This is a genomic window from Arthrobacter sp. BG3, from assembly GCF_056680185.1.
This window is the reverse complement of the sequence record NZ_CM155270.1, coordinates 2,156,558-2,181,914: the sequence shown is the minus strand read 5'-3', so window position 1 is coordinate 2,181,914 and position 25,357 is coordinate 2,156,558. Positions and strand designations below refer to the sequence as shown.

Here is a 25,357-nt window from a genome sequence, read left to right as displayed (position 1 = left end):
CCGCAGGAGCCTGTGGGCCAGGCGTGGCCGGGCGCTGGATCCGAACAAAGAAACGCTGCCCGGTCATTCGGCCGAACATGCGGGGCGACAAGGAACCAGCGGGCCATTGCGACTCCCTCCAAAAGGCACTTGGCTGCATCGTTTGATGCCTGAGCCAATACAAGTTGGTGGGAACAGTCTGGTCACGGGTGGTCAATACCTGCCTTTTCGAGAGGCCTCCGACGGCAAGGTCCGGGTAGTACTTACTACCCGGACCTGTCCCCCAGCGCTGGCGCCCGTAATCGGTAGGCAAGTATCGCTGCGAGCCTGCCGGCGGTGTTCTAGACCGACATGCGAATCTTCAAGGCACTGCGCCCGACACTCACGGCCAGGTGCGTCCCGGTGCCGAGGTGGTCGCCGTCCAGCTGGAACTCCTGTTCATGCTCCAGGGTGATTTCGGCGGATTTGCCCTGGAAGTACTCCACGGATTCGGTCTCGCGCTTGTTCCGGCCGAAGATCCCGGCAACCACTCCCAGCCAGCCGAGCCGGCCGCTCGGGGCCAGGATGAGCAGATCAAGCATGCCGTCGTCGATGTTGGCGTCGGGGAAGATCTCGACGCCTCCCATGATCCGGCCGCAGTTGCCGATCATCACGCTGCGGATCCTGCGGCGGACGGGTTCTCCGCCGTCGACGCTGATCTGCGCCTTGACCGGTTTGCCGGGAAGCTTGCGGATGCCGGCCTCAACGTACGCGAGCCAGCCCATGCGGTCCTTCAGCGCATCAACGGTATCGGCCATGATGGCGGCGTCGTACCCGAGACCGGCCATGACCAGGAACACCTTTTCCTCGTCCGAGTGGTCAAGCCGGGCCTTGACGACGTCGATGGCTTGTTCGCTGCCGTGGATCACGTCGTAGCAGGCAGATACCGGGTCGGTGATGTCCACCCCGAGGTTGCGGGCGAGCAGGTTCCCGGTTCCCAGCGGGACCAACCCCATGGGCGTTCCGGTGCCGGCGAGCACCTCGGCGACGCAGCGCACGGTTCCGTCACCGCCGGCGGCAATCACGACGTCGACCCCTGCCTCGAGCGCCTCGCGTGCCTGGCCGGTGCCCGGGTCTTCAACGGTGGTTTCCAGCCAGAGCGGCTCGGCCCAGCCCTGCGTTTCGCAGAGCCTGAAGATCGCGCCCTGGAGCGCCGGACCGCCGGATTTGGCGGGATTGATGACTACGGCTGCGCGTCTGGACGGCGCGGGATTGTTCTCTGGCATGGCGTCCTTCGATGGCAATTGGGCATAGGGTGTCCCGGCTGAAATCCTAGCGGGATTCTGCGCATAACTTCCGCAGCGGGGCCGCGAACCGTGGACGCCCGCGCACCGCGGTCAGTAGACTGGCCATGCTCATGTACTGGAGCCTGCCGGCGTGAGACTGTAGCCGGGCAGGCCGCCTGTCCGGATCTGCCGGACGGCACGCGCTCCAGGGGCGGAAAGCGGGAGCTTATGTCTGAACCACAGGAGAACTACTCGGCCGAGGCCGAGGCGTCCAGCACGGATCCCCATGACTGGGGCCGGGCCATGGCGCTGGCGGTCACACGTCTGGCAGAGCAGATCGCCCCTGCGGACAGCGAGGATATCCATGCCTCGCTCGTGGGCAGGGACCTGCACCTGAAGATCCGCGACGACTCCGGAGGGGTCACCATCGTCGTCTCCACCCGGCCGGCGTCAGGCCACTCCAGCTGAGGGCCGCTAACGTCCGGAGGACAGGTCCGCGGAGATGATTTCCGCGGTGGCCACGGTGGCCGCCCGCACCGAGTCCAGGTAGGCCTCCGGGTCCGGCCGGCTCGCCACCGACTGGGCCTGCAATGACACGTTGATGGCGGCGACCACCTTGGGGCCGTCATGGACCGGCGCGGCGATGGACATCAGGCCGAGCTCCAGCTCCTGGTTCAGAAGGCACCAGCCCTGGGCCCGGACCTTGGCGAGCTCCGCCAGCAGTGACTCCCGCGATCCGATGGCAAGCGGGGTCAGGGGCCGGATTTCAGCCCGGGCCAGGTAGTCCTCCAGCTCGGCGGGCGGCAGGGCCGCCAGCAGCACCCTGCCCATCGAGGTGGCGTAGGCCGGGAACCGGGTGCCGACCGTGATGCCGACGGCCATGATCCGGCGCGTCGCCACCCGGGCGATGTAGGCGATATCGGTCCCTTCCAGCACGGCGGCCGACGTCGACTCCCCCAACTGCAGGGACAGTTCCTCGAGGTGCGGCTGGGCGAGGTGCGGCAGCGACAGGCCCGACAGGTAGGCGTAGCCGAGCTGCAGCACCTTGGCGGTCAGGGCGAAAATCTTCCCGTCGGTCCGGACGTAGCCCAGCTCCACGAGCGTGTACAGGAACCGCCGTGCCGTGGCCCTGGTGAGGTCCGTCCGGGCCGCAACCTCGGTCAGCGTCATCTTGGGGTGGTCCGTGCCGAAGGCGCGGATCACTGCCAGTCCGCGCGCCAGCGACTGCACGTACTGGTCACTGGCCGGCGGCGCACCACCGGCCGTGGCGCCCTTTGCTGCGACAATCATTTCCACCCTTTCGGTCCCGCATCACTTTATCCGCACCACTTTGTCCGTGGCGGCGGACCCTCAGCTTCCGGCGGGCGCGGCGGTGAGCGGCACTGGAACCAGCTCCTGCAGCTCCTGCAGCGTGCAGCCGAACGTTTCGCGGACCTGCACGCCGCCGGGGCCGGTCAGGAAGACGGCCTTGTCGGTGTAGACGCGGGTGACGCAGCCGATCCCGGTGAGCGGGTAGGTGCAGGTTTCCACGAGCTTGGACACGCCCTCGCGGGTCAGGAGCGTCATCATCACGAAGACGTCCTTGGCGCCGGTCGCGAGGTCCATGGCGCCGCCGACCGCCGGGATCGCGTCCGGGGCGCCGGTGTGCCAGTTGGCGAGGTCGCCCGTCGCGGAGACCTGGAAGGCGCCGAGCACGCAGATGTCCAGGTGCCCGCCGCGCATGATCGCGAACGAGTCGGCGTGGTGGAAGTAGGACGCCCCGGGCAGTTCGGTCACCGGGATCTTCCCGGCGTTGATGAGGTCGCCGTCGATCTGGTCCCCGGTGGCCTCCGGTCCCATGCCGAGCATGCCGTTCTCGGTGTGGAGGGTGATGTTCTGCTCCGGCTGAAGGTAGTTCGAGACCAGGGTGGGCTGGCCGATGCCCAGGTTCACGAATGAGCCGGGCTTGATGTCCAGGGCCACGAGGCGGGCCAGGTCATCGCGTCCCAGCGGCTTGTCCGACTTCCGGATGCCGGCCGCCTGAGCCGCCTGATCATGGGATTGGACGCTCATCTCAGGCCACGCTTTCTGTGTTCACACGAACGATGCTGTTGACGTAGATTCCGGGGGTCACGATGATCTCCGGATCAAGACCGCCCGTGGGGACGATCTCGGACACCTGGACAATGGTGTGCTTGGCCGCGGCGGCCATGATCGGGCCGAAGTTCCGGGCCGTCTTGCGGTACACGAGGTTGCCCTTGCCGTCCGCCTTGAGCGCCTTGATGAGCGCGACGTCGGCGTGGATGGGGGTCTCGAAGACCTGGCCGCGGCCGTCGAGGATGCGGGTTTCCTTGCCCTCGGCCAGCATGGTGCCGTAGCCGGTGGGGGTGAAGAAGCCGCCGATCCCGGCGCCCGCGGCGCGGATCCGCTCGGCCAGGTTCCCCTGCGGCACCAGTTCCAGCTCGATCTCGCCGGCACGGAACTTCGCGTCGAAGTGCCAGGAATCGGACTGCCTCGGGAAGGAACAGATCATCTTCTTCACCCGGCCCTCCTTGATCAGCAGCGCAAGGCCCTGGTCGCCCTGGCCGGCGTTGTTGTTCACGACGGTGAGGTCCTTCGCGCCGCAGTCCATCAGGGCATCGATGAGTTCGAACGGCTGCCCGGCGTTGCCGAACCCCCCGATCATCACGGTGGAACCGTCCTGGATTCCGGCGACGGCCTCGTTGACGTTCTCTGGAAAGTTCAGCATGTCCTAGCCCTTTGCTGTCGCTGTTGTTGCCGGCTGTGCTGTTCCGGGCTGTGTTGTTGCCGTGACGTTTTCGAGGACGACGGCGAGGCCCTGGCCGACGCCGATGCAGATCGCGGCGACGCCCCAGCGCTGCCCGGAGGCCTGCAGGGACCGGGCCAGGGTGCCGAGGATCCGGCCGCCGGAGGCGCCGAGGGGGTGGCCCGTCGCGATCGCGCCGCCGTGCCGGTTCACAATGGACGGGTCGATGCCCCAGGCGGTGATGCAGGCCAGCGACTGCGCGGCGAACGCCTCGTTGAGTTCGACGGCGCCGACCTGGTCCCAGCCGATGCCGGCCTTCGCAAGGGCCTTGTTCGCGGCCTCGACCGGGGCGTAGCCGAAGAACTGGGGGTCGTTGGCGTGGGCGCCGCGCCCGGCGATGCGGGCCAGCGGGTCCATACCCAGCAGGGCGGCGGCGTTTTCGGAGCCGAGCCAGGCCGCGGAGGCGCCGTCCGAGAGCGGGGAGGCGTTCCCGGCGGTGACGGTGCCGTCCTCGGTGCGGAACACCGTTTTCAGGCCGGCCAGTTTCCCGGCCGAGGACCCGGGCCGGATGCCCTCGTCCCGGACCAGGACCGTGCCCGGGACCGGCGCGACGAGCCGGTCGTAGAAGCCCTCGTCCCACGCCGCGGCGGCAAGGTTGTGGGAGGCGGCGGAGAACTCGTCCTGCGCCTGGCGGGTGATGGCGTATTTGTCGGCGAGCCGTTCGGTGGCTTCGCCCAGGGACACGGTCCAGTCCGGGTCCATGGCCGGGTTCACCAGGCGCCAGCCCAGGGTGGTGGAGACCAGGGGCATATCCCCTGCCGGGTAGGGCTTCTCGGTTTTGGGCAGCACCCAGGGGGCCCGGGACATCGACTCGGCGCCGCCGACCAGCATCAGGTCCGCGTCTCCGGTGTTGATCTGCCGGGACGCGATGATCGCCGCGTCCAGGGAGGACCCGCACAGCCGGTTGACCGTGGTGCCGGGGATTGAGACCGGCAGCCCCGCGAGCAGGGTGCCCATCCGGGCGATGTTGCGGTTCTCCTCGCCCGCGCCGTTGGCGTTGCCGAACACCACCTCATCGATCCGCTCAACATCCAGGCCCGGGGCGCGTCTCACGGCCTCGCCGATCACATGCGCGGCCAGGTCATCCGGGCGGACCCCGGCGAGGCCGCCGCCGAACTTCCCGAACGGAGTCCTCACGGCATCGAAAATAAAAGCCTCGTTCACGGCGTGCTGTCCATTTCTGTGTTGTCCATTGAGTGGAAGACCTGCTGGGCGGTCTTGAAGGCGGTGTTGGCGGAGGGGACCCCGCAGTAGATGGCGGTCTGCAGCAGGATTTCCTTGATCTCGTCCCTGCTGAGGCCATTGGTGATGGCGGCACGGATGTGCATGGCCAGTTCCTCCCAGTGCCCGTGCGCGACCATCGCGGTGATGGTGACTGCGGAGCGCATCTGCCGGGTCAGGCCGGGCCTGGTCCAGATGCCGCCCCAGGCGATCCGGGTGATCATGTCCTGGAAGTCCTCGGTGAAAGCGTCCTTGTTGGCGTTGGCACGGTCCACGTGCGCAGCGCCAAGCACCTCGCGGCGGACCACCATGCCTCCGTCGTAGATCTCCTGGCTGGTGGCCTCCGGCTGCACCACTCCATGCCGTTCCAGGCCGGGCCGCTCCGCGCCGGTCACTGTCCGGCCCCGCGGGATTCGGCCCAGGTAATCAGGGTCCGCAGCAAGTCGGCCACGTGTCCGGGTGCTTCGAAGGGCGCCAGGTGTGCCACGCCCTCAAGGCTCACTGCACTCGCGATGCCGCCGCCGGCGGTGATTCCCTCGGCGATCGCCTCGGCGAACGACGGTGGGGCGACGGTGTCCTCCACGCCTGCGATGGCCTGGGTGGGGACCCGGATGCTGCCGAGGTCGTCCCGGACGTCATAGGCGGCGAGGGCTTCGCAGCAGTACGCGTAGCTGAAGCGGTCGGCGTCGCGCAGGTTGTGCAGCAGTTGGCCGCTGAGTTCCGGCTGGCGCTCCATGAAACCCTGGCCGAACCAGCGCTGCGCCGAACCCTGGATCATCACGGGCGTCCCCTGGGTCCGTACGGTTTCCGCGCGTTCGAGCCAGCCCTCGGGCGTGCCGAGTTTCGCGCCGGTGCACTGCACGGACAGGCTCTTGAGCCGTTCACCATGCTTGATTCCCAACTGCAGCCCGGTGGCGCCGCCCAGCGAAACACCGGCGTAGTGGAATAGCGCTCCGGGTGCGATCGAATCCACCAGCTCGACCACGGCGTCGGCCAGTTCGGCGACGGTGAAGGTTTCCGTCGCGGCCGGCGAGATCCCGTGGCCGGGGAGGTCCCAGGCGATGACGTCGGCGTCGTCCCCGAGCAGGGCACCGGCCTGGCTCCACAGCAGCGTGGACGTGCCCAGGGACGGCCCCAGCACGAGGAGGGGTTTGTCCCCCAGCGGGCGCTGGGGCGAAAGCAGTACTGCCTTGACTGTGGGTCTAGCCACGGGAGGCTCCGTTCAGGTCGGGGGTCGGTGATGGGGCGGGGGCTCCGGTGGCGCCGAACTCCGGGTAGGCCGCGAGGATGCGTCGGGAGATTTCGGCGGCCTGGCCGAGATAGTTGGCCGGGTCGAGCAGCTCCTCCAGCCGGGCGTCGGAGAGCTGCTCCGCAGGCACTGCAGTGCGGAGCAGCCGACGGTAGGTGCTGGCCTGTTCGGCCGCCGGGACTTGGAGCGTCTGGTCCACGACGGACTGCAGCCGCTGCTTTCCGTCGACGCTGTGCATTCCGTCGACGCCCTGAATCCCGCCGAGGAGCGGGGCGACGGCGGCCGTGACGGCTTCGCTGAGCAGCAGCGGCCCGGAAAGGTCCAGGTTGCGGCGCATGGCCGCGGGGAAAACCTGCAGGCCTTCGGCGAGTTCGCGGAGCTGCACGGCGGCGCCGAGGCTCAGGCGGAGGAGCTGGCGGAGGGCCGGCCATTCGCTGTGCCAGGCACCGTCGGGGCGTTCATCGTTGAAGTTGGCGGCGGCCAGATGCAGCTGTGCGGCCTGACCGGGTGCCTGCAGGGCGGCGCTGCGGACCAGCACGGACAGCACCGGGTTCTGCTTCTGCGGCATCGCCGAGGACCCGCCCCGGCCGGCGGCGCGGGGTTCGGCGAGTTCGGCCACCTCCGGGCGGCTGAGGAACAGCACGTCAGAGGCCATCTTGCCGGCAGCGTCGGTCACGGCGGCCAGGGCGTCACCAAGGGACGTCACAGCCAGCCGGTTCGTATGCCACGGCGCCGGAACTGCGGCAAGGCCGAGTTCTGCGGCCAGCCGGTCGGAGAGATCAAACGGGGACGGCCGGGGACCTGGGGTCGGCGCCGCGCCCTCTGTCAGCTGGGTGCCGGCCGCGTGGGTTCCGGCCGCTCCCCCGGTCTGCACCGGGAAGTCGAGGGCCTCCAGCCGCCGCGCCGCGGCGGCGAGCCCGTGGAACCATTGAGCCGCCTTGAGCCCGAAGCTGAACGGCAGGGAGTGCTGGGTGAGGCTGCGGCCCACGCACAACGTCTCGGCGTGCCGTTCCGCGAGGGCAGCCAGGGCCGCGGTGGTGGCCCGGAGCTCGGTGAGCAGGCCGCGGACAGCATCCCGGGCCAGCAGGATCAGGGCGGAATCGAGCACGTCCTGGCTGGTCAGCGAGGTGTGCACGGCTTTCCCGGCACCGATCCCCGCTGTGTCAAGGGCCTTGACCTGCCCGCGGAGATCCGCCAGCAAGGGGATCACCGGGTTGGCGCCGCCCTGGGCGCGCACGGCAATGCCCGCGAGGTCATAACGGCCCACGTCGGCGGCCTCAGCGACCACCGCGGCGGACCCGACCGGCGCCAGGGACGCGTCCTCCAGGACTCTGGCCCAAGCGGCCTCGACCCGGAGAATGGCGGCCAGTACCGCCCGGTCCCCGGTCAGCGCCGCCACACGGGGCGACGCCGACACGGGACTCAGGAGGCCGACGTCGCCCTCGGCGGCTCCGCCGGTTTCACGAGAGATCACTTCGAGGGGCCCTCGAAGTCGAGGAACACTGTCTCGCCCTCGCCCTGGAGCCGGACATCCCAGGTCAGGCCGCCGTCGGCGTCGCGGCGTGCGATCAGCGTCTTGCGGCGTTCCGGATCCAGCGAGGACAGCAGCGGGTCCGCGGCCAGGGCCTCCTCGTTTTCCGGCAGGTAGATCCGGGTGAAGAGCCGGTTCGTCAGGCCACGGGCGAAGACCGCGACGGAGATGAACGGGGCCGCACCATCCTCGGTGGGGCCGGGGTTGACCGTCGTAAAGGTGAAGACGCCGGTGTTGCCCACCGCGCTGCGGCCGAAACCGGTGAAGGTGTAGCCGTCGCGCACCAGCGAACCGGTGTGGTGCGGGACCTTGCCCTCGGCGTCGGCCTGCCAGATCTCCAGGATCGCGTCCGGGATCGGATGCCCGGCGCCGTCGTAAACCGTGCCCTGGAGCCGGAGGGAGCCCGGGGAGCCCGGAGCCAGCAGCTCGCGGTCCTTGGTGAAGGGCAGTGCGTAGCCGTAGAACGGGCCGACGGTCTGGCCCGGTGTCGGGGTGAGTTTACTCATGCTGGCCTTATTCATTGTCGTCTCCTGCTGCTCCCAGGGCCTCGTTCTCGGTCCAGGTCCGCTTGGACCCGGTCAGGACGATGTCCCAGTTGTACGCCAGCGCCCATTCAGGCTTGGTCTGCTCGTGGTTGTAGGTGGCCACGAGCCGGTCGCGGGCGTCCTGGTCCACGATCGACTGGTAGATCGGGTCCAGCGGGAAGAGCTGGTCACCCGGGAAGTACATCTGGGTGATGATCCGCTGGGTGAACTCCTGCCCGAACAGGGAGAAGTGGATGTGGGCCGGGCGCCAGGCGTTCAGGTGGTTCTTCCACGGGTAGGCGCCGGGCTTGATGGTGGTGAAGCTGTAGGAGCCGTCGGCGCCCGTGATGCACCGGCCGACGCCGGTGAAGTTGGGGTCCAGCGGGGCGGGGTGTTGGTCGCGTTTGTGGATGTAGCGGCCGGCGGAGTTCGCCTGCCAGATCTCGACGAGCTGGCCCGCGACGGGGCGGCCGTCGCCGTCGAGCACGCGGCCGGAGACGATGATACGTTCGCCGAGCGGTTCACCGTTGTGCTGGATGGTGAGGTCCGCTTCCAGCGCGTGCACGTCCATGTGCCCGAACGCGGGAGAGTAGAGCTCGATGGTTTCCGGGTCCGCGTGGTGCAGGTCCTTGGTGGGGTGGCGCAGGATGCTGCTGCGGTACGGGGCGTAGTCCAGTCGCGGCTGGATCTCCGCCGGGGCACCGTTCCTGAGGGCCTGGGCGTAGGCATCCCCGAGGGCTTTCATCTCGGCACTGAGGTCCGCCTGCGACTCTGCGGCAGTGTCCCCGGCAGGGACACCGCTCGCGTACGTCTTCGGTGCGGCCTCCGTGGCCTCGTCGGACACGTCCTCGGTGAGCGGGTCCGCGTTGTAGATCTCAAGGTTGATTTCTTCAGGCACAGCAGCCTCCTTTCGTTGGGTGTTGGTGTTGTTTGGTGGGTCAGGTGGTGGGGTTCAGCTGGTGCAGGTGGTCGTACTGGACGGCGTGCCGCACCGGTGCGTTCGGAGCGCCGTAGCCGTCGTAGCTGCCGCGGCGTTCCACCATTTCGAAGAACACGCTGCCGACCGTGGCCGTGTAGAAGTGCAGGAATTCGCCGTCGGCGTCACGGTCGTAGAGCAGGTTGAGGTCCCGGAGTGTGGCCAGGAAGGCCGGGTCCAGGTCGAACCGCGCGTCGAGGTCCTCGTAGTAGTTGGCTGGGATCTGGAGGAAATCCAGGCCGCGGGCCTTCGCGGCCCGGGCCGTCGCCACGAGGTCATCCACCGCGAAGGCGATGTGTTCCTGGTAGGTCCGGCGCTGGCCGGTGCCCGCCCACTCCGTGCCGGGGGCGGCGCCTTCGCGCTGGACCAGCGGAGCCAGGTTCAGCACCAGGCGGACGCCGCGGTCATGGGTGAGCATCACCTGGGACCGGACCAGGCCAGTGGGGCTGGCGACTTCCGCATACGGCTGAGGTTCCAGTGCGAGGGCGCTGGTATAGAAGAGCACGGCCTCGTCGAAGTGCTGCCAGGGCTGGGCGAGGTTGACGTGGTCGATCACGGCACTCTGTTCCCCGGTGGCGCCCTGTTCCCCGGTCAGGCCGGCAGCGGGGGCTTCCAGTCCCTCGCCGAATTCGCGGGTCCAGACCGCGGTGCCGTCGGGGCTGCCCTGGCACAGGAAGATCTCGGTGGAGTCCGGGGCGGCGAAGCCCTGGAAAATTTCCTCGTCGGCCTGGCTTTTGCGCGGCACGGCCGGGGCCTTGAGCTGCTGGGCGCGGGCCGCGGCAATCACGGGGGACTCGACGTCGAAGCCCAAGGCCGAAATCGCGGGTGCGGCTGCGGCCCCGGCGTCGCGGGATTCCTGGGAGGAGTCCTCGTTGATGATCACTCGGGCGTGGCCCATGGTCCACAATTGCACATTCTTGGTCCGGTGGCGCCCGTTGGACGCGAATCCCAGCTGGCCCAGCAGGGTTTCCAGGGCGGCGGTGTCCGCGGCCCTGACCTCGGCGAAGTTGAATCCGCCCGGTTCGGCGACCTGCGGGAGCGTGGCCAGTTCCATCGGGTAGCGGCGGCGGGCGGAGAAGCGGGTGCCAGCGGCGTCTTCTTCGGCGGTGCTTTTCCAGGCCGGGGCGGCGTCCAGCCACTTCGCGCTCTGCTCCTCAAGCCAGATCAACGACCGCATCGCGTCCACCGCAGTGCGGTCGACGTCGGACTGCCGGAAGACGTCGTTGAAGACCTCCAGGGAAACCGGCCCGGTGTACCCGGCCCGGACCACGTGGCCGAGGAACTTGGCGAGTTCGAACTGCCCCTCGCCCGGGAACACCCGGTAGTGCCGGCTCCAGGACAGTACATCCATGGACAGCTTGGGCGCATCGGCCACTTGGACAAAGAAGATCTTCTCGGGGTTGAAGGATTCGATCGGGGCGGTGTCCCAGTCGCGGGAGAGGATGTGGAACGAGTCGAGGCAGGTCCCCAGGTTGGGGTGGTCCACCGTCTCCACGAGGCGGTGGGCGTGCTCGTAGTCGTTGACGTACTTTCCCCACGCCAGGGCCTCGTAGGCCACCTTGACCCCGTGATCCTGGGCCAGGGCGGCGAGGGCTGCGAGCTGCTCCGCCCGGAGCCCGTCGTCATCAATGCTGGCAGTGGCGACGTTGGAGCAGACCAGGATAGTGTCCATGCCGAGGCGGGACATCAGCCGGAACTTGGCCGCCGCCCGGCGCAGGTTGGCGGCCAGCAGCTCCGCGGTCACACTGTCAAAGTCGCGGAACGGCTGGTACAGATCCAGCGTCAGGCCCAGGTCGGCCGCCATCTTCCGGACGTCCTCCGGGCTCAGCGGGGAGGTGACAAGGTCCTGTTCGAAAATTTCGATCCCGTCGAAACCCGCAATGGCGCAGGCCTGCATCTTTTCCCGCAGGGTGCCGGAGAGGCAGACGGTGGCGATTCCGGTGCGCATCAGGCGGCCACCTCTTCCGCTGCGACGAGCTCCAGGAAGTGGGCGCGCATCCGGTCCGCGTCGGCCTCGAGGCCGGTGAAGATCCGGAAGGCGTCGGCTGCCTGCCCGACCGCCATCCGGCCGCCGTCGAGCACGTCGCAGCCCTTGGCCCGGGCCTGGCGGACCAGCTCGGTCTCGATCGGCCGGTAAACAATGTCCGCGACCCAGTGCCGGGGCTCCACGAGGGACATGTCCAGCGGCACCCCCGGGTGGGCGGCCATTCCCACCGGGGTGCAGTGCACCAGGCCGTCGGCGAGTGGCATCAGTTGCGGCAGCTCCGCCGTCGTCCGCGCGGTGACCAGCTGGTCCGGGAAGAAGCCGGCGAGTTCGGCGGCACGCGCCCCGCAGCGGGCGGGGTCGGTGTCCACCAGGTCCAGTTCCCGGACACCGGCGGTGAGCAGGGCGTAGGCGACGGCGGACCCGGCGCCACCGGCACCCAGCTGCACCACCCGGTTCAACCTGGCTCCCGGCAGGCCGGTGGCCAGGGCGGCGGCGAACCCGGAGAAGTCGGTGTTGTGGCCAATGAAGCGGCCGTCGCGAATGATCACGGTGTTGACCGCGCCGAGGCGCCGTGCGTCCGGCGTGACCTCGTCCAGGTGTTCCAGCACCAGCTGCTTGCAGGGATGGGTGATATTCAACCCGTTGAAACCCAGGCGGTACGCGCCGGTCAGGAGTTCACCGACGCTCTGGCCGGGAAGCCCCAGCTCGGTGAGGTCGATGGGGCGGTAGAGGTACCGGAGGCCCTGCACATCGCCTTCGCGTTCGTGCATGGGGGGCGTGAGCGACGGCATCACACCATCGCCGATCAGGCCCACGAGAAAGGACTCTGCTCGATTGCTCATCCGTTTAGCTCCTTTGACAACGGCACTCGGCGGGCGGGGACGCACTGGGCGCCGGCTGCGGGCCGGGTGATGGGGATTACATTACAACAATTGTTCACATGTTGCACGCTTGTTCTACTAGCGAACAAAGCATGACGACTCCTGTCCGTCCGGACGGCCGAATCCGTCACTGGGGCAGCCGGGCGGACAGCTCGGACGCCGCCGACTGGAGCAGCGGAACCAGGGCCACGAGGGCCTCCACGCTCATCCGGAAGACCGGGACCGCCGTGGCCAGCGCAGCAAACGCGTGGCCCTGGGCGTTGAACACCGGGACGGCGACGGCCCGCATGCCCAGCTCGTTCTCCTCGTCCATGACGGCGTAGCCACGCCGGCGGACAAGCTCGATCTCGGCGCGGAAGGCCTCGCGGTCCGTGATGGAAAATTCGGTCAGCGGCTCCAGCTCGAGTTCCTCAACGAGCTGGCTTCGGGTGGCGTCATCGGCGAAGGCCACAAGCGCCTTGCCGACCGAGGTGGTGTGCAGTGCGCCCAGATGGCCCGGGTCGCTTGTGACGCGGAAGGTCTGGGGCCCGTCCACCTTGTTGACGGTGAGGTGGTGGTTTCCGTCGCGCACCGACAGGATGGTGGCCTCGCCGGTCTCCTCGGTGACTCGCCGCAGGATGGGCAGGGCGGTGCCGGCGAATCCGTGGTGGTTGGACACCCGCTGGCCGAGCTGGAAGATGCGCAGGCCCAGGTGGTAGCGGCGCCCGTCCGGCTCGTAGTCCACGAAGCCGTCGCGGGTCAGCGAACCCAGCAGGCGGTAGGTCGTGCTGAAGGGCAGCTCCGCCCGGCGGGAGAGCTCTGCGGCACTCGCGCCCCGCGGCTCGTCACCCAACAGGACCAGCAGGCCCAGGGCCTTGCCAACCATGTCCGTCCGGGAGTCCCCCTTCGGGGCCCTGGCGCCCTTGCCGGCGGCTGCTGCGGGGGCGGAGGCGGTCCCGGTCTCTTCTGTGTCTTGATTCACACTCATGACTCAATGTTCTCACATGGTGAGAGCTATTTCTAGATGGTGATTATTTCTGTTGACAAGTGACTGCCCTCACAGTCATGATTGCTACATCGCACAAGTAGCTCCCACCATGTGGCTACTCGTCCGGGTCTTTCCACGAACCTCCTGCTGCCGCACACTTAAAACCCAGCGGCGGCCGAGACCTTCCTGATCCATCCGCGACAATGTCGTCACACAAAGGAACACCATGAGCCAGACACTCCCGTCCATGACGCCGGGCACTGACGCACCGGCCGGGACACCGAAGAAGGCGGCCCTCGCCAGCTTCCTGGGCAGCGCCGTCGAGTACTACGACTTCTTTATCTTCGGATCCGCCGCCGCGCTGATCTTCCCCACGGTCTTCTTCCCGGACGCCGGCGCCAACGCCGCGATCATGTCCTTCGCAACCTTCGGTTTCGCCTACGTCGCCCGTCCGATCGGCGCCGTCATTCTCGGCCACTTCGGTGACCGGGTGGGCCGCCGCAAGGTCCTCATGTTCACGCTCCTGCTGATGGGCGCCTCCACCTTCGTGATCGGCTGCCTGCCCGACTTCAACACCATCGGCTGGTGGGCCCCGGCCCTGCTGGTGCTGGCGCGGCTCTGCCAGGGCCTCTCCGCGGCGGGCGAGCAGGCCGGCGCCTCTTCCATGACCCTGGAGCACGCGCCGGACAACCGCCGGGCCTTCTTCACGTCCTGGACGCTGACCGGAACCCAAGGCGGCCAGATCCTCGCGGCCCTCGTCTTCATCCCCGTCCTGGCCCTGCCGGATGAGATCAAGTACGGCATCGGCTGGCGCATCCCGTTCTGGCTCAGCGCCGTTGTGGTGCTTGTTGCGTTCTTCATCCGCCGCACCCTGCACGAACCCCCGGCCTTCGAGGAAGCCCAGAAGACCGCCCAGATTTCCAAGCTCCCCGTCGCGGACCTGCTCAAGGACCACTGGCGCGATGTCCTCCGCGTCGTCGCCTGCGCCTTCATCGCCGCCGTCTCCACCGTGTTCGGCACCCTGGCCATCGCCTACGCCAAGAACGTCGCCGGCGTGGACGGCACCACCACCCTGTGGCTCGTTGTCGGCGCCAACGTGTTCGCCCTCGGCACCCAGCCGCTCTTCGGCAAGCTCGCGGACCGGATCGGCCGCAAGCCGGTCTTTATTTACGGCGCCCTGTCCAGTGCGGTCCTGACGCCGGTGTTCCTGCTCAGCCTCGAGTCCGGCAGCGTGCCGTTGATGTTCCTGACCGCCATCGGCTTCTTCTCCTTCGGCTACGCAGCCTCCAACGCCGTCTGGCCCTCGTTCTACGCCGAAATGTTCACCACCAAGGTCCGCTTCTCCGGCCTGGCCATCGGCACCCAGCTCGGCTTCCTGATGGCAGGCTTCGCCCCGGCCATCGTCGCGGCCATGGGCGGCATCAAGCCCGGCGGCTGGGTCCAGATCAGTATCTTCACCGCCGTCATCTGCGTGATCGCGGCCGTCTCGGCCATGACCGCCAAGGAATCCTTCAGGACTCCCACCAAGGAGCTCGGCCTGAAGTAACCCGGCCGCAGCGTTTCCGCCCAGTGGTTTCGGGCGGCACCACCGGAAGCCCGGCGTGTTCACGGAACATGCCGGGCTTTTCGTGTCCCTCGCGGCCCGTGGAAACAACGGGCCGGGGCGCCGCAAGTCACAAGGTGCGAGGCGGGCGGGAAAGTGCGGGTCAGTCCTGGCCGGCGCCCAGCACGGCAGCCAGGTCGAACCGGACGGGTTCCTCGAGCTGTTCATAGGTGCACGAGCGCGGGTCACGGTCCGGGCGCCAGCGGACAAACTGCGTGGTGTGGCGGAACCGTGCGCCTTCCATGTGGTCGTATTTCACTTCCACCACCCGCTCCGGCCGGAGCGGGGTGAAGGAGAGGTCCTTGCCTCCGCTCCACCGGCTGCCCTCGGCATTGCGCGGCGTCCGGGTCCCGTCCTCCTGCCGCGACCAGTCCCAGGGGTGCTCCTCCAAGCTGGTCACGAGCGGCTGGAGTTCCTCGAAGAGTTCCTTGCGGCGCTGCATCGGGAAGGCGCCCACCACACCCACATTGGCGAGTGCGCCGTCGCCGCCGTAGAGCCCGAGCAGCAGTGAGCCGATCCGATCCGGCCCGGAGGTGTGTATCCGGTACCCGGCAAGAACGCAGTCAGCGGTGCGTTCGTGCTTGATCTTGAACATGGAGCGCTTGTCCGGCAGGTACGGCCCGTCCAGCGGTTTGGCCACGATCCCGTCGAGCCCGGCACCCTCGAACTGGCGGAACCATTCCTCGGCGGTGCCCCTGTCCCGGGTCGCGGCGGTGAGATGGACCGGCGCCGCAGTCCCGGCGAGGGCGCGCTCCAACGCCACGCGCCGTTCGGCGAAGGGACGCGCCGTGAGGTCCTCGTCGTCGAGGGCCAGCAGGTCAAACGCGACAAAACTCGCCGGCGTCTGCTCGGCCAGCAGCCGGACCCGGCTTGCGGCGGGATGGATCCGCTGCTGCAGGGTGTCGAAGTCGAGCCGGTCGCCGGAGGCGCCGACCATGATGATCTCGCCGTCGAGCACGCAGCGCGGCGGGAGGTTGGCCTTCAGCGCCTCGACCAGTTCGGGGAAGTACCGGGTCAGTGGCTTGCCGTTGCGGCTGCCGATCTCCACCTCCCCGCCGTCGCGGAAGATAATGGAGCGGAACCCATCCCACTTCGGCTCGAACATCACCGGGCCCTCCGGCAGGGCACTTACGGGCTTCGCCAGCATCGGCGCGATCGGGGGCATCAGCGGCAGTTGCATAGGCCCCATTCTGGTCCCGCAGTCCGCTGCCCGCCAGTGGCCGCCCGGCAGCGGCTGCCATCTGGCGGGCGGCGGGCGGCTGGCGGCGGGCGGCGGGCGGCGGGCGGCGGGCGGTTGGGATATGGACAGCCGTAACGGCAACGGCGTCGAACGCTAACCCACGTCTTACCGGGCCGAAACGCGGCGGCAACATTGGCACCGCACACTGGAAGTGCCGGCAAGAGCAGGCACCACTCTCCAGTCCAGGAGGCCCCGCCATGTTGAAGGAAGCCAAAGCCCATGTAACCCGCATCCGCGCCCTGGATCAGCTGCACCGCGGCGACGAAATCGAGGCACGGCTGAAGGTCGGCCCAAACTACGACGACGTCGTGATCCGCCGCGGCAGCGTCCAAGAAACCGCGCCCGGAATCGGCGTCGTCTGGATCATGGACCGGCAGTCCGGCACCCGGAAAGCGATCAACACTGACGCATGCAGCCTTTGGCGGGTCGCCTGAGCCCGTGGTGGGCCGCAGACTATTCGCACTTTCCCGCCAGAACGTTCGACCGGGGCCGCGGGCGTAGTCAGTAAGGACTGCCCGCGGCCAGGTCCGGAGCCACCGGCTCATCCTGGCTCCGCCCGCGAAAGCGAATGCAGCCACTCGATCGTGCCGTCGGTCATCGGATGGGGGGCGCCGAGCGTTTCGAGAAAGGTGCGCGCATCACACATCTCGGCCTCCCGCCGCGCGGCGTGCCGCGGGGTGCCCTCGAGTATCCGCGCGACCAGCGACTGGCCCGAAGGACCCAGCTCCGAGGCGATCTGGTCGATGATCCAGTCCTCGGCCCCTACAGCCCGGGCGGCCGTGACAGACTCAATGATCGTCACCGCCAGTCCTTTCATAAAAACGCTGCGAAGCAACTTCAGGCCAGCGGCCACCCCGGCGTCATTGCCCACACAGGCCGCCGGGATCCCCCATCCGGTGAGGACGGGCAGCAGCTTGCCGGCCCCCGCGCCGCTTAGCACCAGCGGCGTCTCGATCCGTGCACGCGGAACCGGCGCCAGGATGCCGACATCGACGAACGCGATGCCGTGCCGCTCCGCCCGGTTCGCGAGCCGCCGCTTTTCGGCCGGGTCGGCGGTGTTCATGTCAGCGAAGATGCCTGCCGGTCTCATCGCGGGCAGGGCCTCCTCGAGGGCAGCTTCCGCAGCACGCCCCCCGACCAGGCTCAGCACCACGTCAGCCCCAGCCACGGCCTCGCCGACGGCGCCGGCGAATGTGACCCCGGCCGGAACGACGGGGGCGGCGGGATCGGCCGCCGTAACACCGACTCCGCGCCCGGCAAGGTCCGCCGCATAGATGCTCCCGGCTTCCCCGAGACCCAAAACGGCGACGCGCATGCGGGCGCCCCCCTCCGTTGCTCCTAAGATTGTAGACAATATGGTGTCCCGCATCGGGGCCCCTTCCTTGTTCGGAGATTCTGGGAGTTGAGTGCACATGTCGTCAGCCTCTGGCGGTCAGTCACTGGCGGCCGAAACGGCAGCCGCCGTCGACCCGAGGGTCACCGACCTCATCCGGGACGCGATCATCCGGGGTGAGTACGCGCCCAACCAGCGGCTCATCGAGGCAGATCTCGGTGCCGCGTTCTCGGCGAGCCGGGCCACCGTACGCACCGCGCTGCTCGAACTCGCCGGCGAGGGGCTGGTGGAGCGCCTGCCGAACCGGGGATCCCGGGTACGGGCGATTTCCGTGGACGAGGCCATCGAGATCCTTGAGGTGCGGATAGGTGTCGAGGGCCTGTGCGCCGCGAAGACCGCCGCGAGCATTTCCGACGACGATGCCGCGGCCTTCCACCGCCTGCGGGCCCGGATGATCGAGTCGGTCGCCGAGGGCGATCTTGTCGAATATTCGCGCCTGAACCTCTACCTTGACGTCCGGATCCGCGAACTCAGCAACCATGCCACCGCCTCCGAAGTGTTGTCCCGTTTGCACGCGCAGAGCGTCCGGCACCAGTTCAAGCTGTCGTCGCGGCCGCAGCGGGCGAAGGTTTCGGTACTGGAGCACGCCGCGATTATCGACGCCGTCGTCGCCCGTGATCCCGGGGCGGCTGAGCAGGCCGTGCGCAGCCACCTGCTCAGCGTCATCGACGCCCTGCGCGAGGTCTCATCGGCGGAATCCGGACCAGCGGCCGCCAGCTGAGTGCCCGACCTGCCTGACCGAGCGCCAGGCGGGTGGCAGGACCTCAACTGGAAGCGGCGCCGGCGGTCCGCCAGCCTCCGTGGTATTCGGTGCGTGCGGTGACGGCATAGGGCACAGGACTCACGACGGCGCGCACGCTGAGCTGCTCGTGGGGCTCCACGGTGGTCTTGCCCGATCCGCCGCCGGGTTCCCCCCAGACGACGCGGACTTCGGTGCCGGGCTCCACGCTGGGGTCCACCGTCGCCAGCGACAGCCCGCGTCGCTCGTTGGCCGTGACACCGGTGAACAGCGAGAGGCCCACCGCCGCACCGTCGGCATCGACCACCGAGTCATAGTTCGACGAGCCGTAGTTCGCGTTCGGGATGTCGAAGAACTGGTAGCCCGGCTTGTCGCGGTCCAGGAAGGACGCCCAGATTTTCGCAAGGTCCTCATCGTTCCAGGCGAGCGTGACCTTCTTACGCTGCCTGGCAGGATCTACCTGCTCCAGGGCATCGCGGCCGATGAAGTCGTGGTCGAATTTCACGAACGAGCCATAGCCGAGCTCCCATGGGGTGAGGTAGTAGTCCTCAATGTTCTCCGAGACGAAGGAACCCGCGAGCGCGTTGATCGCCTCGTAGCTCGTGGCCGGCAGCCATTCACGGTACGCACGCTCCGCTTCACTGCTGTAGATCGCCGGCAGCGGCGAAGGAATCCAGCCGGACTCAAGCGTGTTCGAGGAGTACGCGCGCGAGCCGCAGGGTTCGATGCCGAACTCGGCGCCGGCCTCGAGCACGGCGTCACGGATCCTGCCGTGCTGATCGTATGGTCCCCAGATCTCCAGCCCCGGGGCGCCGGCCATGCCGTGGCGCAGGGTGCGCACCTGTTCCCCGGCAATTGCCAGGTGGCCCAGGTGGAAGAACTTCACCTGCTCGAGGGTTCCGCCGTTGAGCTTCTCGATGATCTGCCAGGCGTTCGGGCCCTGGATCTGGAAGCGGTAGTACTCACGCTGGACGGCCTGGCCGTACGGGCGCGACGGCGACCGGTCGTCGTAGCTGCACTCAACGTCGTACCCGCCGGTCTCGGCGTGGAACTGGAGCCAGTTGGCAGCAGGTGCACGTCCGACGTAGACGAAATCGTGCTCGGCCAGGTGGAAGAGGATGCCGTCCCCGATCACGCCGCCGTTGGACGCCGTCGGCACGAATTGCTTGGCGGTATCGATGGGGAAGTTCGCGAAGCTGTTGATGCCGGTGTCGGAGAGGAGCTTGAGGGCATCGGGGCCCTTCAGGAAGAAGTTCACCATGTGGTGGGACTGGTCGTAGAGCACGGCGGTCTCACGCCAGGCGCGCTGCTCGCGGCGCCAGTTGGTGAACTCGGCGGGGACCACCGGGTAGATATAGGTGCCAAGTTGTGAGTTGCGCAGGAGTTCGACAGTGTTGCCTGCCGCATCGAGCACATCCTGCAGGGACTTCTGGGCCATCAGGTATTCTCCTTCGGTATCGATCGGGCGCCGGGGTCCGGGCTCGCGAGAGGAAACGAACGACTGCTCGTTGGCGAGGTGTGCCAGGACTGCTGCTCCGAGCGCCAGCTGCTGAACTCGGCCGTCACAGGAACACGTGCGGGCTGGCCGGCGAGTTAAGCAACAGCTCAACCGGCGAGCCCCACCGGTTCATCGCTTCCTGCAATGTCTCCGGCACTGTGAACTCCCTCGTTCGGCCCGCGGGGCAAAATCGCCGCAGGAGCATTCAGTTCGCGATTGGTGACAAAATTGTAGCCGATGCCTTGACCGGAGTGCCAGAGCGTGGTTCTCTGGCATTGTCCGCGGGTGCCGGGCTGTGTCGGGAATGTACGTCGAGGATGCGGGAGCGATCCGGGAAGGACCTCATCATGGGCAACGGAGGCACTGTCCTCGTCGTCAGCGCGCATGCGGGCGATTTCGTCTGGCGTGCCGGCGGGGCGATTGCTGCCGCCACCGCGCGCGGCGACCGCGCCGTCGTCGTCTGCCTCTCCTACGGCGAGCGCGGCGAGTCCGCCAGCCAGTGGCTGGCCGGGAAGACGCTGGACGAGATCAAGGCGCTCCGGCGCGGGGAGGCCGAGGCCGCCGCCGCAGCCCTCGGGGCGGAAGTCGAATTCCTCGATGCGGGCGACTACCCGCTCCTCCCGAGCCGGGAACTCCTCGATATGCTCGTGCGGATCTACCGCCGCGTGCAGCCCACCGTCGTGCTGACCCATCCGCTGCTGGACCCTTACAACGGCGACCACCCCGCAGCCGCCAGGCTGGCGATCGAGGCCAGAATCCTGGCCCAGGCGATCGGCTACGACGCCCCGGGCGAGGTGCTCGGCGCACCGCCGGTGTTCTTCTTCGAGCCGCACCAGCCCGAGCAGTGCGACTTCAAGCCCGATGTCCTGCTCGATATCACCTCCGCCTTTCCCGCCAAACAGCGGGCGATGAAGTGCCTGCCCGCCCAGCAGCACATGTGGGACTACTACACCTCGCTCGCCGTGCGCCGGGGGGTGCAGGTCAAGCGCAATGCCGGGCCGAATCTCGGACTGCCCGTCGACACCAAGGGCGAGGCCTACATGCGCTTTTACCCCCAGGTCACCGAGGTCCTCGAGTGAGGACCGTCGTGGTCACCGATGTCGAGCGGGCGGACGCCTCGTCCATCGATGCTCTCGCCGCGCACGGGGTAGCGACCGTGCACGAGGCGATGGGCCGCAGCGGCCTCGTGGGCGCCTCGCTCCGGCCCATCCAGGACGGGGTCCGGATTGCCGGATCGGCCGTCACCGTGCTCTGCTGGCCGGGGGACAATCTCATGATCCACGCGGCCGTCGAACAGTGCCGCGAGGGCGATGTGCTGGTGGTGACAACCACCTCGCCCTCGCTGGACGGCTCGTTCGGCGAACTGTTCGCGACGGCGCTGCAGCACCGCGGGGTGCGCGGGCTCGTGACAACCGGCGGGGTCCGCGACGTCGCCGAGCTGCGTGCGATGGGCTTTCCCGCCTGGTCGGCCGCGGTCAACGCCCAGGGCACGGTCAAGGCCACGGCCGGCTCAGTGAATGTGCCGATCACTGTCGGCGGCGCCGTCGTCTGCCCGGGCGACGCGATCGTGGCCGACGACGACGGTGTGCTGTGCGTGCCGCGCCGCGGCGTGCGGACCGCACTTGCGGCCGCCGACGCAAGGGTCGCGAAAGAAGCGGAGTCACGCGCGGCCTACCTCGCCGGCGAGCTGAGCCTGGACCGGAACCGCCTCCGCGGGGTGCTCGAAGGTCTGGGCGTGCGCTACCTGAGCGCGGCGGAGTACGAGGCCGGCCATGGCCCCGGTTGAGGGCATCCCCTGCCTTTTCATGCGCGGCGGCACCTCCAAGGGGGCCTTCTTCCTCGCGTCCGAGCTGCCGGCGGATCCCGGTGAACGCGACGAGCTGCTGCTGCGGATCATGGGCACCCCCGATCCCCGGCAGATCGACGGGCTGGGCGGCGCGCACCCGCTCACGAGCAAGGTCGCGGTCATCTCGCCGTCCCCCAACGACGGCGCCGACGTCGACTATCTGTTCCTGCAGCTGGGCGTCGACACCGCGTTCGTGACCAGCCGGCAGAACTGCGGCAACATCCTGGCCGGAGTGGGGCCGTTCGCCGTCGAGCGCGGGCTCGTGCGGGCCGGCGGCGACCACACGGAAGTCCGCATCCGGATGGTCAACACCGGCAGTATTGCCACGGCTCGGTTCGCCACACCCGGCGGCGTGGTGGACTACGACGGCGACCTTGCGATCGACGGCGTTCCCGGAACGGCGGGTGCCATCGAGCTGAACTTCGAGGGCACCGCGGGCTCCTCGACGGGGGCGCTGTTTCCGTCGGGCAGGGTACTGGACCGCGTCACGGACGTGGACGTGACGTGCGTCGACAACGGAATGCCGAGCGTGCTGCTGCGTGCCGCCGACCTTGGGCTCACCGGCCACGAATCCCCTGCCGACCTCGAGTCGGACGCCGGGCTGGCGGGCCGCCTGGCCGGGCTCCGCCTGGGCGCCGCCGGGTTGATGGGCATGGGGGATGTCAGCGGCGCGACCGTGCCGAAGCTTGTGCTGCTGGCCGCTCCCCGGGAGGGCGGTGTCATTGCCACGCGCAGCTTCCTGCCCCTGCGCGTGCACACTTCGATCGGCGTGCTGGGGGCCCTCACAGTCGCCGCAGGAGTACTGGCGGACGGGTCGGTCGGCCATGACCTCGCGGTGCTGCCTCCGCCGGGGGCGCCCTTCCGCATCGAGCACCCCACCGGCCATTTCGACGTTGAGGTCGGGGTGAAGCCGTCCCCGGACGGTTTCACCGTCACCCGCTCGGCAGCCCTCCGCACGGCGCGGAAGATCTTCGAGGGCCGCGTCTTCCCGCGTCCCCGCCTGTGACACCCACCCCGCACGAGAGGACAGTTCCATGACCGAGTACACCTCGTTCGACGTCGCCCATCTGGGGAACGTGGAGCTACTGACCCCCACCTTCGACAAGAGCCTGTGGTTCTTCCGCGACCTGCTCGCCATGCGCGTCGTCGCGGAAACCGGCGGATCCGGCGAAGCCGGGGAAGAACCGGCCGGAGAGGAGACAACCGGGGGGAAAACAGCCGGGAAGGAGACCGCCAGGGGGAAATCCGTGTACCTGCGGACGTGGGACGAATACCAGCTGTACACGCTGAAGCTCACCGAGTCGGCCGACGCCGGCGTCGGGCGGACCTCGTTCCGGGCGACGAGCCAGGAGGCGCTTGAGCGCCGGGTCGCGGCGATCGAGGCCACCGGGCTCGGCGTCGGCTGGGTGGACGGCGAGGTGGGCACGGGCCCTGCCTACGCGTTCCGCGACCCCGACGGGCACGACCTGGCGATCTACTACGAAACGGAGCGCTATGTTGCCACAGACGACAAGCCCGCCCTGAAGAACCAGGCGTCCGCTTTTCCCGGCCGCGGTGTGAACGCCAGGCGGCTGGATCACATCAACTTTCTTGCCAGGGATGTGGTGGCCAACGGCGAGTTCGTGGCGAAGGCGCTCCGGGGACGCGAGAGCGAGCGCATCAAGCTCGACGACGGCGGCTATGCCGCCTGGTGGTTCCACTTTAACACCAAGTCCTACGACCTCGTGTACTCGGATGACTGGCTGAAGCACGGCAACCGGCTGCACCACGTCGCTTTCGCGCCCGACACCCGCGAGGACATCCTCAAGGCCGCCGACATCTTCCTCGAGAACGGCATCCACATCGAGTCGGGCCCGCACAAACATGCCATCAACCAGACGTTTTTCCTCTATGTCTGGGAGCCGGGCGGCAACCGCATCGAACTCGCCAATGCCGGGGCCCGCCTGCTGCTCGATCCTGACTCACCGGTGGTGGAATGGACCCAGGAGGAGCGCAAAAAAGGGCAGGCGTGGGGCATGAAAACGATCGAGACCTTCCACACCCACGGAACGCCGAACGTGGCCGCTGGGGCCACCGGCGAAATGAACGTATCCGGCAGTACTGCACAGAGAGGTGCGAAGTAATGACCAACGAAACAGAGACGTCGACGCCGGTGACGACCGGACTGTATATCGGGGGGACCGAACGCCAGGCCGCCTCGACCCTGGAAATCGTGGACCCCGGAAAACCCGGCGTGACGGTCGGGCACGCCGCCGCGGCGGGCCCCGGCGACGTCGAGGACGCAATTGCGGCGGCGAAGGCCGCATACCCGGGATGGTCCGCGCTGAGCGCGCAGGAGCGTGCGGAACAGATGCGCGTGGCACTGGAGGGCATCGCCGAGTTCCGTGACGAGGACGCCGCCATCCTGTCCCAGGAGAACGGGAAGATCCGGATGGAGTCATGGGTGGACTCCCTGGTCTTTGAGATCCGCTGGAACCTCGCCCTCGCGCTGGCCGACGAGGTGGACGCCACCAAGGTGCTCCCGCCGGCGCCGGGAATCCCCGTGTCCACCACTGTCGCGTTCCAGCCGCTCGGCGTCGTGACGGTCATCGTGCCGTTCAACTGGCCCATCGCGATCCTCGCGGCCTCACTGCCGCACGCGCTGCTGGCCGGCAACACCGCCATCGTGAAGCCCCCGCCCACGGCTCCGCTCGCAACAGCCCGGGTGGTGCAGAGGATCGCGGAGAAACTGCCGCCCGGCGTGCTGAATGTCGTGACGGGCAGGGACGCCGACATGGCCGCCCTCATCACGGGCCCCGACGTCGCAAAGGTCTGCTTTACCGGCAGCGTCGCCGGCGGCAAGCGCATCATGGAGATGGCCGCCAAGTCGCTGACCAGGGTGACGCTGGAACTCGGCGGAAACGATGCCGCCGTCGTGCTGGAGGACGCCATCCTCGACGACACGCACCTCGACCGCCTGTACGCGGCGATCTTCGACACCACCGGCCAGATCTGCATGAACGCGAAGCGGATCTACGTGCACCGTTCGCGCCTGGACGAGGTCGTCGCGGGGCTGTCGGGCCGGCTCGAGCAAGCCGTGATCGGCTACGGGCTGGACGAGGGCACCACCATGGGGCCCCTGCACTCACCGGTGCAGAAGGCCTTCGTGACCGAGATCATCGAGGAGGCGAAGGCAGCGGGCGCCGACGTCAGGGAGTTTGGAGCGCTGCCGACGGACCCCGCCCTGCGTGGCGGGAACTTCCTGCGCCCGGCACTGGTGATCGACCCCGACCCGTCACTCCGCGTCGTCACCCAGGAGCAGTTCGGGCCGGTCATCCCGCTCATCCCGTTCGACACCGAGGACGAGGCGGTCCGGGCCGCGAACTCCACCTGGGCGGGGCTCTGCGGCTCGGTATGGACTGCCGACCCCGGGACGGCGGACCGCGTGGGCGGACAGCTGGTCTGTGGCTATGTCTGGGTCAATGACCACGGCGCCACGCGGCTCGACCTGCGCGCTCCGTTCGGCGGCATGAAGCAGTCCGGCATGGGCAGGGAACAGGGCATCGAGGGCGTCCGGGCGTTCCAGGACACCCGCTCGATCGCCCACCTCGTGCCCCAGGACCCGGCGGCGGGCTGACTGGGTGCGCCCACTTCCCTCATACCTATGGACAGT

Annotated in this window: 25 protein-coding genes; 9 read left to right on the top strand and 16 right to left on the bottom strand. The window is 68.4% G+C overall.

Going from position 1 to position 25,357, the window contains the following annotated elements; genetic code table 11:
- Positions 1-320 precede the first annotated feature (320 nt).
- A complete protein-coding gene (locus AC1MFL_RS09700) occupies positions 321-1,244 on the bottom strand; it encodes a diacylglycerol/lipid kinase family protein (RefSeq protein ID WP_479815153.1) in 924 nt (307 codons plus the stop codon).
- A gap of 228 nt (positions 1,245-1,472) precedes the next feature.
- Between AC1MFL_RS09700 and AC1MFL_RS09695 the strand changes: the two genes are divergently transcribed.
- On the top strand, positions 1,473-1,712 hold the full coding sequence (locus AC1MFL_RS09695; RefSeq protein ID WP_479815152.1) for a hypothetical protein: 240 nt from the start codon (positions 1,473-1,475) through the stop codon (positions 1,710-1,712).
- A 6-nt stretch (positions 1,713-1,718) separates the two neighbouring features.
- Here AC1MFL_RS09695 and AC1MFL_RS09690 read toward each other — a convergent pair whose 3' ends face one another.
- From AC1MFL_RS09690 to AC1MFL_RS09635, 12 genes are all read right to left on the bottom strand, one after another.
- Positions 1,719-2,534 carry an IclR family transcriptional regulator domain-containing protein gene (locus AC1MFL_RS09690; protein WP_479815150.1) on the bottom strand — a complete coding sequence of 272 codons (816 nt, stop codon included), beginning with the start codon at positions 2,532-2,534 and terminating at the stop codon, positions 1,719-1,721.
- A 60-nt stretch (positions 2,535-2,594) separates the two neighbouring features.
- On the bottom strand, positions 2,595-3,296 hold the full coding sequence (locus AC1MFL_RS09685) for a 3-oxoacid CoA-transferase subunit B (RefSeq protein ID WP_479815149.1): 702 nt from the start codon (positions 3,294-3,296) through the stop codon (positions 2,595-2,597).
- A gap of 1 nt (position 3,297) precedes the next feature.
- Positions 3,298-3,972 carry a 3-oxoacid CoA-transferase subunit A gene (locus AC1MFL_RS09680; RefSeq protein ID WP_479815148.1) on the bottom strand — a complete coding sequence of 225 codons (675 nt, stop codon included), beginning with the start codon at positions 3,970-3,972 and terminating at the stop codon, positions 3,298-3,300.
- 3 nt (positions 3,973-3,975) lie between these two features.
- Complete coding sequence (locus AC1MFL_RS09675) at positions 3,976-5,214, bottom strand: thiolase family protein (RefSeq protein ID WP_479815146.1); 1,239 nt, start codon at positions 5,212-5,214, stop codon at positions 3,976-3,978.
- Positions 5,211-5,666: a 4-carboxymuconolactone decarboxylase gene (gene pcaC, locus AC1MFL_RS09670; RefSeq protein ID WP_479815144.1), complete on the bottom strand. Its 456-nt coding sequence runs from the start codon at positions 5,664-5,666 to the stop codon at positions 5,211-5,213. Before pcaC ends, AC1MFL_RS09675 begins: the two co-directional genes overlap by 4 nt.
- On the bottom strand, positions 5,663-6,481 hold the full coding sequence (locus AC1MFL_RS09665; RefSeq protein ID WP_479815142.1) for an alpha/beta fold hydrolase: 819 nt from the start codon (positions 6,479-6,481) through the stop codon (positions 5,663-5,665). Before AC1MFL_RS09665 ends, pcaC begins: the two co-directional genes overlap by 4 nt.
- Positions 6,474-7,994, bottom strand: a complete 1,521-nt coding sequence (locus AC1MFL_RS09660; protein WP_479815140.1) for a lyase family protein — start codon at positions 7,992-7,994, stop codon at positions 6,474-6,476. Before AC1MFL_RS09660 ends, AC1MFL_RS09665 begins: the two co-directional genes overlap by 8 nt.
- Complete coding sequence (gene pcaG, locus AC1MFL_RS09655; protein ID WP_479815414.1) at positions 7,991-8,557, bottom strand: protocatechuate 3,4-dioxygenase subunit alpha; 567 nt, start codon at positions 8,555-8,557, stop codon at positions 7,991-7,993. The genes AC1MFL_RS09660 and pcaG overlap by 4 nt, the downstream gene beginning before the upstream one ends.
- A gap of 7 nt (positions 8,558-8,564) precedes the next feature.
- Complete coding sequence (pcaH, locus tag AC1MFL_RS09650; RefSeq protein ID WP_479815138.1) at positions 8,565-9,473, bottom strand: protocatechuate 3,4-dioxygenase subunit beta; 909 nt, start codon at positions 9,471-9,473, stop codon at positions 8,565-8,567.
- A 40-nt stretch (positions 9,474-9,513) separates the two neighbouring features.
- On the bottom strand, positions 9,514-11,499 hold the full coding sequence (locus tag AC1MFL_RS09645; protein ID WP_479815136.1) for a bifunctional sugar phosphate isomerase/epimerase/4-hydroxyphenylpyruvate dioxygenase family protein: 1,986 nt from the start codon (positions 11,497-11,499) through the stop codon (positions 9,514-9,516).
- Positions 11,499-12,380 (bottom strand): shikimate dehydrogenase, encoded by an 882-nt coding sequence (locus AC1MFL_RS09640; protein WP_479815134.1) that lies wholly within the window; start codon positions 12,378-12,380, stop codon positions 11,499-11,501. Before AC1MFL_RS09640 ends, AC1MFL_RS09645 begins: the two co-directional genes overlap by 1 nt.
- Positions 12,381-12,546: 166 nt before the next feature.
- A complete protein-coding gene (locus AC1MFL_RS09635; RefSeq protein WP_479815132.1) occupies positions 12,547-13,386 on the bottom strand; it encodes an IclR family transcriptional regulator in 840 nt (279 codons plus the stop codon).
- A 226-nt stretch (positions 13,387-13,612) separates the two neighbouring features.
- Between AC1MFL_RS09635 and AC1MFL_RS09630 the strand changes: the two genes are divergently transcribed.
- The gene (locus tag AC1MFL_RS09630) at positions 13,613-14,932 is read left to right on the top strand and encodes an MFS transporter (protein ID WP_479815130.1); all 1,320 of its coding nucleotides are present in this window, start codon (positions 13,613-13,615) and stop codon (positions 14,930-14,932) included.
- Between the two features lie 160 nt (positions 14,933-15,092).
- Here AC1MFL_RS09630 and AC1MFL_RS09625 read toward each other — a convergent pair whose 3' ends face one another.
- Positions 15,093-16,169 carry an ATP-dependent DNA ligase gene (locus AC1MFL_RS09625; RefSeq protein WP_479815128.1) on the bottom strand — a complete coding sequence of 359 codons (1,077 nt, stop codon included), beginning with the start codon at positions 16,167-16,169 and terminating at the stop codon, positions 15,093-15,095.
- Between the two features lie 257 nt (positions 16,170-16,426).
- Between AC1MFL_RS09625 and AC1MFL_RS09620 the strand changes: the two genes are divergently transcribed.
- The gene (locus tag AC1MFL_RS09620; RefSeq protein ID WP_479815126.1) at positions 16,427-16,663 is read left to right on the top strand and encodes a hypothetical protein; all 237 of its coding nucleotides are present in this window, start codon (positions 16,427-16,429) and stop codon (positions 16,661-16,663) included.
- Between the two features lie 107 nt (positions 16,664-16,770).
- On the opposite strand, the gene AC1MFL_RS09615 is transcribed toward AC1MFL_RS09620, so the two are convergent.
- Complete coding sequence (locus tag AC1MFL_RS09615) at positions 16,771-17,544, bottom strand: NAD(P)-dependent oxidoreductase (protein WP_479815124.1); 774 nt, start codon at positions 17,542-17,544, stop codon at positions 16,771-16,773.
- A gap of 97 nt (positions 17,545-17,641) precedes the next feature.
- Here AC1MFL_RS09615 and AC1MFL_RS09610 point away from each other — a divergent pair, with 97 nt between their 5' ends.
- Positions 17,642-18,343 (top strand): GntR family transcriptional regulator, encoded by a 702-nt coding sequence (locus AC1MFL_RS09610; protein WP_479815122.1) that lies wholly within the window; start codon positions 17,642-17,644, stop codon positions 18,341-18,343.
- 43 nt (positions 18,344-18,386) lie between these two features.
- Here AC1MFL_RS09610 and ligM read toward each other — a convergent pair whose 3' ends face one another.
- Positions 18,387-19,799 (bottom strand): vanillate/3-O-methylgallate O-demethylase, encoded by a 1,413-nt coding sequence (gene ligM, locus AC1MFL_RS09605; RefSeq protein ID WP_479815120.1) that lies wholly within the window; start codon positions 19,797-19,799, stop codon positions 18,387-18,389.
- Between the two features lie 407 nt (positions 19,800-20,206).
- Between ligM and AC1MFL_RS09600 the strand changes: the two genes are divergently transcribed.
- From AC1MFL_RS09600 to AC1MFL_RS09580, 5 genes are read left to right on the top strand one after another with little or no spacing between them, the layout of a single operon-like run.
- Positions 20,207-20,938: a PIG-L deacetylase family protein gene (locus AC1MFL_RS09600; protein ID WP_479815118.1), complete on the top strand. Its 732-nt coding sequence runs from the start codon at positions 20,207-20,209 to the stop codon at positions 20,936-20,938.
- Positions 20,935-21,645 (top strand): 4-carboxy-4-hydroxy-2-oxoadipate aldolase/oxaloacetate decarboxylase, encoded by a 711-nt coding sequence (locus AC1MFL_RS09595; protein ID WP_479815116.1) that lies wholly within the window; start codon positions 20,935-20,937, stop codon positions 21,643-21,645. The genes AC1MFL_RS09600 and AC1MFL_RS09595 overlap by 4 nt, the downstream gene beginning before the upstream one ends.
- On the top strand, positions 21,632-22,711 hold the full coding sequence (locus tag AC1MFL_RS09590) for a 4-oxalomesaconate tautomerase (RefSeq protein ID WP_479815115.1): 1,080 nt from the start codon (positions 21,632-21,634) through the stop codon (positions 22,709-22,711). The genes AC1MFL_RS09595 and AC1MFL_RS09590 overlap by 14 nt, the downstream gene beginning before the upstream one ends.
- A 28-nt stretch (positions 22,712-22,739) precedes the next feature.
- A complete protein-coding gene (locus tag AC1MFL_RS09585) occupies positions 22,740-23,828 on the top strand; it encodes a VOC family protein (protein WP_479815113.1) in 1,089 nt (362 codons plus the stop codon).
- Positions 23,828-25,321 carry an aldehyde dehydrogenase family protein gene (locus AC1MFL_RS09580; protein WP_479815111.1) on the top strand — a complete coding sequence of 498 codons (1,494 nt, stop codon included), beginning with the start codon at positions 23,828-23,830 and terminating at the stop codon, positions 25,319-25,321. The genes AC1MFL_RS09585 and AC1MFL_RS09580 overlap by 1 nt, the downstream gene beginning before the upstream one ends.
- Positions 25,322-25,357 lie beyond the last annotated feature (36 nt).

What these genes read in the sequence shown, in the direction of transcription:
- AC1MFL_RS09630 (WP_479815130.1), top strand. Translation starts at nt 13,613, where the DNA reads ATGAGCCAGACACTCCCGTCCATGACGCCGGGCACTGACGCACCGGCC.
- AC1MFL_RS09645 (WP_479815136.1), bottom strand. Translation starts at nt 11,499, where the DNA reads ATGCGCACCGGAATCGCCACCGTCTGCCTCTCCGGCACCCTGCGGGAA.
- AC1MFL_RS09590 (WP_479815115.1), top strand. Translation starts at nt 21,632, where the DNA reads ATGGCCCCGGTTGAGGGCATCCCCTGCCTTTTCATGCGCGGCGGCACC.
- AC1MFL_RS09700 (WP_479815153.1), bottom strand. Translation starts at nt 1,244, where the DNA reads ATGCCAGAGAACAATCCCGCGCCGTCCAGACGCGCAGCCGTAGTCATC.
- pcaG (WP_479815414.1), bottom strand. Translation starts at nt 8,557, where the DNA reads ATGAGTAAACTCACCCCGACACCGGGCCAGACCGTCGGCCCGTTCTAC.
- AC1MFL_RS09580 (WP_479815111.1), top strand. Translation starts at nt 23,828, where the DNA reads ATGACCAACGAAACAGAGACGTCGACGCCGGTGACGACCGGACTGTAT.
- AC1MFL_RS09685 (WP_479815149.1), bottom strand. Translation starts at nt 3,296, where the DNA reads ATGAGCGTCCAATCCCATGATCAGGCGGCTCAGGCGGCCGGCATCCGG.
- AC1MFL_RS09695 (WP_479815152.1), top strand. Translation starts at nt 1,473, where the DNA reads ATGTCTGAACCACAGGAGAACTACTCGGCCGAGGCCGAGGCGTCCAGC.
- AC1MFL_RS09690 (WP_479815150.1), bottom strand. Translation starts at nt 2,534, where the DNA reads ATGATTGTCGCAGCAAAGGGCGCCACGGCCGGTGGTGCGCCGCCGGCC.
- AC1MFL_RS09585 (WP_479815113.1), top strand. Translation starts at nt 22,740, where the DNA reads ATGACCGAGTACACCTCGTTCGACGTCGCCCATCTGGGGAACGTGGAG.
- AC1MFL_RS09610 (WP_479815122.1), top strand. Translation starts at nt 17,642, where the DNA reads ATGTCGTCAGCCTCTGGCGGTCAGTCACTGGCGGCCGAAACGGCAGCC.
- AC1MFL_RS09615 (WP_479815124.1), bottom strand. Translation starts at nt 17,544, where the DNA reads ATGCGCGTCGCCGTTTTGGGTCTCGGGGAAGCCGGGAGCATCTATGCG.
- AC1MFL_RS09640 (WP_479815134.1), bottom strand. Translation starts at nt 12,380, where the DNA reads ATGAGCAATCGAGCAGAGTCCTTTCTCGTGGGCCTGATCGGCGATGGT.
- AC1MFL_RS09625 (WP_479815128.1), bottom strand. Translation starts at nt 16,169, where the DNA reads ATGCAACTGCCGCTGATGCCCCCGATCGCGCCGATGCTGGCGAAGCCC.
- AC1MFL_RS09680 (WP_479815148.1), bottom strand. Translation starts at nt 3,972, where the DNA reads ATGCTGAACTTTCCAGAGAACGTCAACGAGGCCGTCGCCGGAATCCAG.
- ligM (WP_479815120.1), bottom strand. Translation starts at nt 19,799, where the DNA reads ATGGCCCAGAAGTCCCTGCAGGATGTGCTCGATGCGGCAGGCAACACT.
- AC1MFL_RS09620 (WP_479815126.1), top strand. Translation starts at nt 16,427, where the DNA reads ATGTTGAAGGAAGCCAAAGCCCATGTAACCCGCATCCGCGCCCTGGAT.
- AC1MFL_RS09635 (WP_479815132.1), bottom strand. Translation starts at nt 13,386, where the DNA reads ATGAGTGTGAATCAAGACACAGAAGAGACCGGGACCGCCTCCGCCCCC.
- AC1MFL_RS09600 (WP_479815118.1), top strand. Translation starts at nt 20,207, where the DNA reads ATGGGCAACGGAGGCACTGTCCTCGTCGTCAGCGCGCATGCGGGCGAT.